Annotated in this window: 3 protein-coding genes; all 3 read left to right on the top strand. The window is 63.3% G+C overall.

The features are described 5' to 3' along the window. Window positions 1-99 precede the first annotated feature (99 nt). Window positions 100-2319, top strand: coding sequence for a TonB-dependent receptor (locus VIM98_RS15940; RefSeq protein ID WP_331994095.1), 2220 nt, complete (start codon window positions 100-102; stop codon window positions 2317-2319). Between the two features lie 81 nt (window positions 2320-2400). Then, window positions 2401-3411 carry a PHB depolymerase family esterase gene (locus VIM98_RS15935; RefSeq protein ID WP_331994094.1) on the top strand — a complete coding sequence of 337 codons (1011 nt, stop codon included), beginning with the start codon at window positions 2401-2403 and terminating at the stop codon, window positions 3409-3411. A 160-nt stretch (window positions 3412-3571) separates the two neighbouring features. After that, on the top strand, window positions 3572-5560 hold a 1989-nt coding region (locus tag VIM98_RS15930), incomplete at its 3' end, for a PAS-domain containing protein (protein WP_331994093.1).

Here is a 5560-nt window from a genome sequence, read left to right as displayed (position 1 = left end):
GCACTGTACCAAGGTACAAGTGTGACCGGTTGCGCGGCTGCCTAATCTGCGCGACATCGGCATCCTTGGGAGAGGATGCGTCCATCGACGAGGGGTGACATGAAACGCACGCATTTGAGTCTTGCGGTCGGGCTGGTGCTCGGCCTGATCGGCAGCACGCCGCTTTATGCGCAGCAGGCAACCGATACCGGCGCAACCGCCAAGACCAGCGACGCCAAGCAACTGGGCGAAGTGACCGTCACCGCGCGCAAGCGCGAAGAAACCCTGCAGGATGTACCGATCGCGGTCAGCGCCTTTACCGGCGAATCGCTCTACAAGCAGAACGTGCAGAACCTGGGCGATCTGCAGGGCAAGGTACCGTCATTGCAGGTGTATGCCGCACGCGGCTCGAACACCACGCTGACGGCCTACATCCGTGGCGTCGGCCAGGCCGACCCGACCTGGGGCTTCGACCCGGGCGTGGGCATTTATATCGACGATGTCTACATGGCCCGTCCGCAGGGTGCCTTGCTGGACGTATTCGATGTCAACCGCATCGAAGTGCTGCGCGGCCCGCAGGGCACGCTGTACGGCAAGAACACCATCGGCGGTGCGATCAAGTACGTCGCCAACCCGCTGCCGACCAAGACGACAGGTTCGATCGAGGGCACCGTAGGCACGCATGGCGAGAAGGACATCAAGGCCAGCCTGGGCGGCGCCAGCAGCGATGGCATGTGGCGCGGCAGGGTGGCGGTAGCCAGTGAGCATAACGACGGCTTCGGTACCGACTTGCTCAACAACAGCCGCAACGGCAACAAGAACACCAACGCGGCGCGTGCCAGCCTGGGCTTCTTTCCCAGCAGCAATTTCAATGCGCAGCTGTCGGTCGATGGCCTGCGCGACAACTCCAACCCGCGCGGCGCGAAGCTGCTGACCGTCAACGCGCTGGATCCGGCATACCTGCCGCTGTCTAGCAACTACAACACGCGCAGCGGCATGGCACAGGTCAACAATACCGAGCTGAGCGGGGCGTCGCTGACGCTGAACTGGATCGCCAGCCAGGACTGGAGTTTCAAGTCGATCACGGCCTATCGCGAATCCTCGACGAATACCAACATCGACTTCGATACGTTGCCGGAAAAGATCGCCGACGTGGCCGCGGTCTACGACGATCACCAGTTCACCCAGGAATTCCAGGCCAACTACGATTCGGGCGGCACGCTGCACGGCGTGTTCGGCCTGTACTACTTCAAGGGCTCGGCCTCCGGCGAAATCGACAACATCTTCCTTGGCTCGCCGCCGTATAGCCTGCTGGGCCTGGCGCAGTACGGCAGTACCGGCGGTCGCATGGGCACCAAGAGCTATGCGGGCTACGGCGACTTCACCTGGGATATCAGTCCCCGATGGAGCCTGGATGTCGGTCTGCGCCTGACGCGCGAAACCAAGGATGCGGTGATCCAGAACTACGGCTTCGCCGATGCCAGCTTCACCAACCCGATTGCCACGCTGGCCAACTTCACGGGCTCGCATACTTCAAACAATGCCTCGCCGAAGGTCTCGCTGAACTGGGCGGCGACCGATCACATCAATCTCTACGCCAGCTACAGCGAAGGCTTCCATTCCGGTGGCTACAACATTCGCGCCAACTGCGTGGCGATTCCCTCGTCGTGCCGGCCGATCCAGGACGAGAAGGTGCAGTCCTATGAAGTAGGCAGCAAGATGACCTTCTTCGACGATAGCCTGATGATGAACACCGCGTTGTTCCACAACGTGTATTCGGATATCCAGCTGTCGGTGTTTACTTCGTACACGCTGCCCAACGGCAGCCAGGGCTTCTTCGGCGACTTCACCAATGCCGGCAAGGGCCATATCGACGGTCTGGAAGAAGAGTTTGCCTGGAAGCCCGCCGAGAACTGGACCTTCAGCGGCAACTTTGCCTACCTGCATACCAAGTACACGGAGTTCTTGAGCAGCGGCGTGAATATCGCCGATACGCAACGCTTCACCAACGCGCCGAAGTGGTCGGGTGGGCTGGCGCTCGAGCACGTCTATCCGCTGGCGAACGGTGGCAGCATCACCGGACGCGTCAACTATACATACCAGACTTCGGTGTATCCGGAGACCACGCTGTCGCCGCTGATCATGCAGCCGTCGTACGGTTTGTGGAACGCGGGCATCATCTGGCAGATCGACGAACCGTGGACCTTGAGCCTGCAAGGGACGAACCTGGCAAACAAGGCCTATCGCACGACGGGCTACAACATCGCCGCGCTGGGTATCGTGACGGGCTATTACGGTGCGCCGCGGATGGTTACCCTTAGCGCGCGCTACAAGTTCTAAGCTGACGCAACACGCTCCCTCCCCGCTGGCAGGGGAGGGAGCCTAACAGCTTCCCCTGCATGCAACCCCATGGAGAACACCATGCGTTGGACAGCCCTCTTGGTGCTAGGCTTGCTCGCCACCGGCGTGCAGGCGGCTCCGTTACCTAAGCTCAAGCTCGATCCGCACCGCGTCGCCGTGGCCGGCCTGTCTTCCGGCGCATATATGGCGACGCAGATGCAGCTCGCCTATCCGGATATGTTTCCTTATGCGGCTATCGTGGCTGGTGGCCCCTATGGCTGTGCGGGCGGCAAGCTGGATGCCGCGCTTTCCAGTTGTATGAAAGGCACGCCGGGGGCGGACGTATCGGCGCTGGTCGCCAAGGCCACGCAACGTGCGGACGCTGGCGATAACGGTGCATTGAAATATCTCGCGCATGGCAAGGCCTATCTGTTGCACGGTCGCGACGATGCGTTGGTGGCGCCTTCGGTGGCGGAAGCGGGTGCGCAGTTCTACCAACGCTTGCGCGATACGGTCCCCGGACTGAAAGCCTTCCAGGTTGTCGATGACGGCCATCGCGCATTCGCACACAACCTGCCGATCGCGGCCACGGGCGACGATTGCGACAAGTCGGTATCGCCTTATTTGGGACATTGCGGCTTCGATGCTGCGGGCGAGATATTCGCGCAGCTCTACGGCAAGCCGCCGCATGCGGTGGGAGACGCCAAGGGCGAACTCCGGACGTTCGACCAAAATGCCTATCGCGTCGGCGGTGTCGATCCGCTGCTGGCCGACGAGGGCTATCTCTACGTACCGCCGGCCTGCGCAGCGGGCAAGCCTTGTGGCCTGCTGGTGGCTTTCCACGGCTGCAAGCAGAACGCGGCGGCTGTCGGCGAGGCTTTTGTGAAAGATGCGGGCTTCAATCGCTGGGCCGACGCCTATGACGTGGCCGTCCTGTATCCTCAGACACGCGCCAGCATGGCGCCTTTGAATCCGCAGGCATGTTGGGATTGGTGGGGATACTCCGGCAGCGATTACGACACTCGCCGCGGCGCGCAGCCGCGTTGGGTGGCGAATGTCGTCGAGCAATTGGGAGTGGCAGGCAAGCACTGACGCGTCATGCTTCGGCCGTGCGCCCCCTCACCCCAACCCTCTCCCCCGGCCAAGCCAGGGGAGAGGGAGCAAGTTGCACAAGTGCCAGACACCGAGGTTCGCCTCGGCGTGCTCCCTCTCCCCTGGTTTTGCCGGGGGTTGGGGTGAGGGGGCGGCCTTCGTGCTGAATGCCCCGATCATCGCCATCGCAGCCCTCGTCTGGTTGGGCCTGCTCTTCGGCGTGGCCCTCATCGGCGAACGCCGGCCGCAATGGTTCGAACGCCGCTGGGCCGTGGTCTATGCGCTCTCGCTGGCCATCCACTGCACGTCCTGGACGTTCTACGGCACGGTAACGCAGGCAAGCCGCTCCGGCTGGCTGCTGCCGCCCACATTCATCGGCGCCATCCTGATGTACTTGCTCGGCATCGCCATCTTGCGACGGTTGGTGCAACTGGCGCGCGACTACAACGCCGGCTCGCTGGCGGATCTGATCGCCGTGCGGCTGGGCCGCCATTCGGGCTTGGCTGCCCTGGTGACGGCGGTGGTGGTGATCGGCATCGTGCCTTACATTGCGCTGCAGCTCAAAGCGGTAGCGATGAGCTATGCCATGCTCAGCCAGGGGCAATTGACCGAATCGGAGCCCTGGCAGGACAGTGCCTTGTACGTAGCGTTGCTGATGGCGTTGTTCGCGATGCTGTTCGGTACGCGACGCGCGTCGACCATGGCGCACAACCGAGGCCTGGTGCTGGCGATGGCCTTCGAATCGCTATTCAAGTTGAGTGCGATGCTGGCGCTTGGTTCATTGCTGTTCGTGCCGTTGCCGGCAGACGCATTGCATGTGCCGCCCCCGCCACATGAAACCGCGGGCTTTCCCGCGTTGATCCTGCTCGGCGCGCTGGCGATGTTTACGTTGCCGCACCAGTTTCATGCGGGCGTGGTCGAATGCCGCGACGGCAGCCATCTACGCACGGCGCGCTGGCTGTTTCCGCTGTACATGCTGTTGATCTCGCTGCCGATCCTGCCGCTGGCGCAGCTTGGCGATCGCTGGCTGGGACCGAGCGGCGTGCCGTCGGACTTATATGTACTCGCCTTGCCGATGGCACGCGAGCAGCACGGTCTGGCCTTGTTGGCCTTCCTTGGCGGTCTGAGTGCGGCAACCAGCATGGTGGTGGTCGCAACGCTTGCGCTGAGCCTGATGATCGTCAATCACTTCATCGCGCCTCTGCGCGTGCGCGCCGGTTGGGGGCGTGACGAGCGCGGCGATCTGCGCGGCGAAGTCATCAACCAGCGACGCGTGGCGATCCTGGCTGTGATCTTGCTGGCCTGGGCGTATAGCCGCGCATTGGCGCGCAACGATGCGCTCGCCGATATCGGTGCGATTTCGTTTTCGGCCCTGGCTGGTTTGGCACCGGCCTTGTTGGCGGCGATGTACCGCCCGCAGTGGGGGCCGCGCGCGGTGGCGATGGGCTTGGCCGCAGGTACGCTGATCTGGCTCTACGCCTTGCTGCCGGCCATGCTGCCGGACATGGAGTGGCTGCATGCCGGCCCGCTGGGTATCGGCTGGCTGTCGCCGGACGGCTTGCTCGGGCTGGACGAATGGAGTCCGTTGGGGCGCGCGGTAGCGTTGAGTCTGGCGGTGAACATCGCAGTGACGGTTGCCTGTGCTGGTTCGCGCTTCGGTCAGGCGGTGCGGCCGGCGAGCATCGGGGATATCGACGTCGGACAATTGCATGCGCTCGCCGCACGGTTTCTGCCCATGGAACGTGTCGATCATCTCTTCGAAGGCGCGCCCACCCGCGGGCTGGCCGGCGGTCATCGCGTGGCGCTGGTCGAACACGAACTGGCCGCGGTGATCGGCGCCGCGTCGGCGCGCTTGCTGCTGGAGGTGGTGCGGCAACAGCGTGGCGGCGAGATCGATACCGTGGCAGCCATCGTCGGCGAGGCGGCGCAGGATCTTCGCTTCAACCAGCGCGTGTTGGAAGCGGCATTGGAAAATATGAGCCAGGGCATCTGCGTGGTCGATGCCGAGTTGCGCCTGGTAGCCTGGAATCGACGCTACGCCAGCTTGTTCGATTATCCCCCGGAGCTGTTGCAGGTAGGGCGCCCCGTGGCTGAACTTACTCGCTACAACATCGGTCGCGGCATGATTGGCCAGGGCGAGGTGGAGGAG

The sequence above is a fragment of the Dyella sp. genome (assembly GCF_036568765.1).
In the GTDB taxonomy this organism is placed as follows: Bacteria; Pseudomonadota; Gammaproteobacteria; order Xanthomonadales; family Rhodanobacteraceae; genus GSA-30.
This window is presented reverse-complemented; position numbering and strand designations above follow the sequence as displayed.

What these genes read in the sequence shown, in the direction of transcription:
- VIM98_RS15940 (WP_331994095.1), top strand. Translation starts at nt 100, where the DNA reads ATGAAACGCACGCATTTGAGTCTTGCGGTCGGGCTGGTGCTCGGCCTG.
- VIM98_RS15935 (WP_331994094.1), top strand. Translation starts at nt 2,401, where the DNA reads ATGCGTTGGACAGCCCTCTTGGTGCTAGGCTTGCTCGCCACCGGCGTG.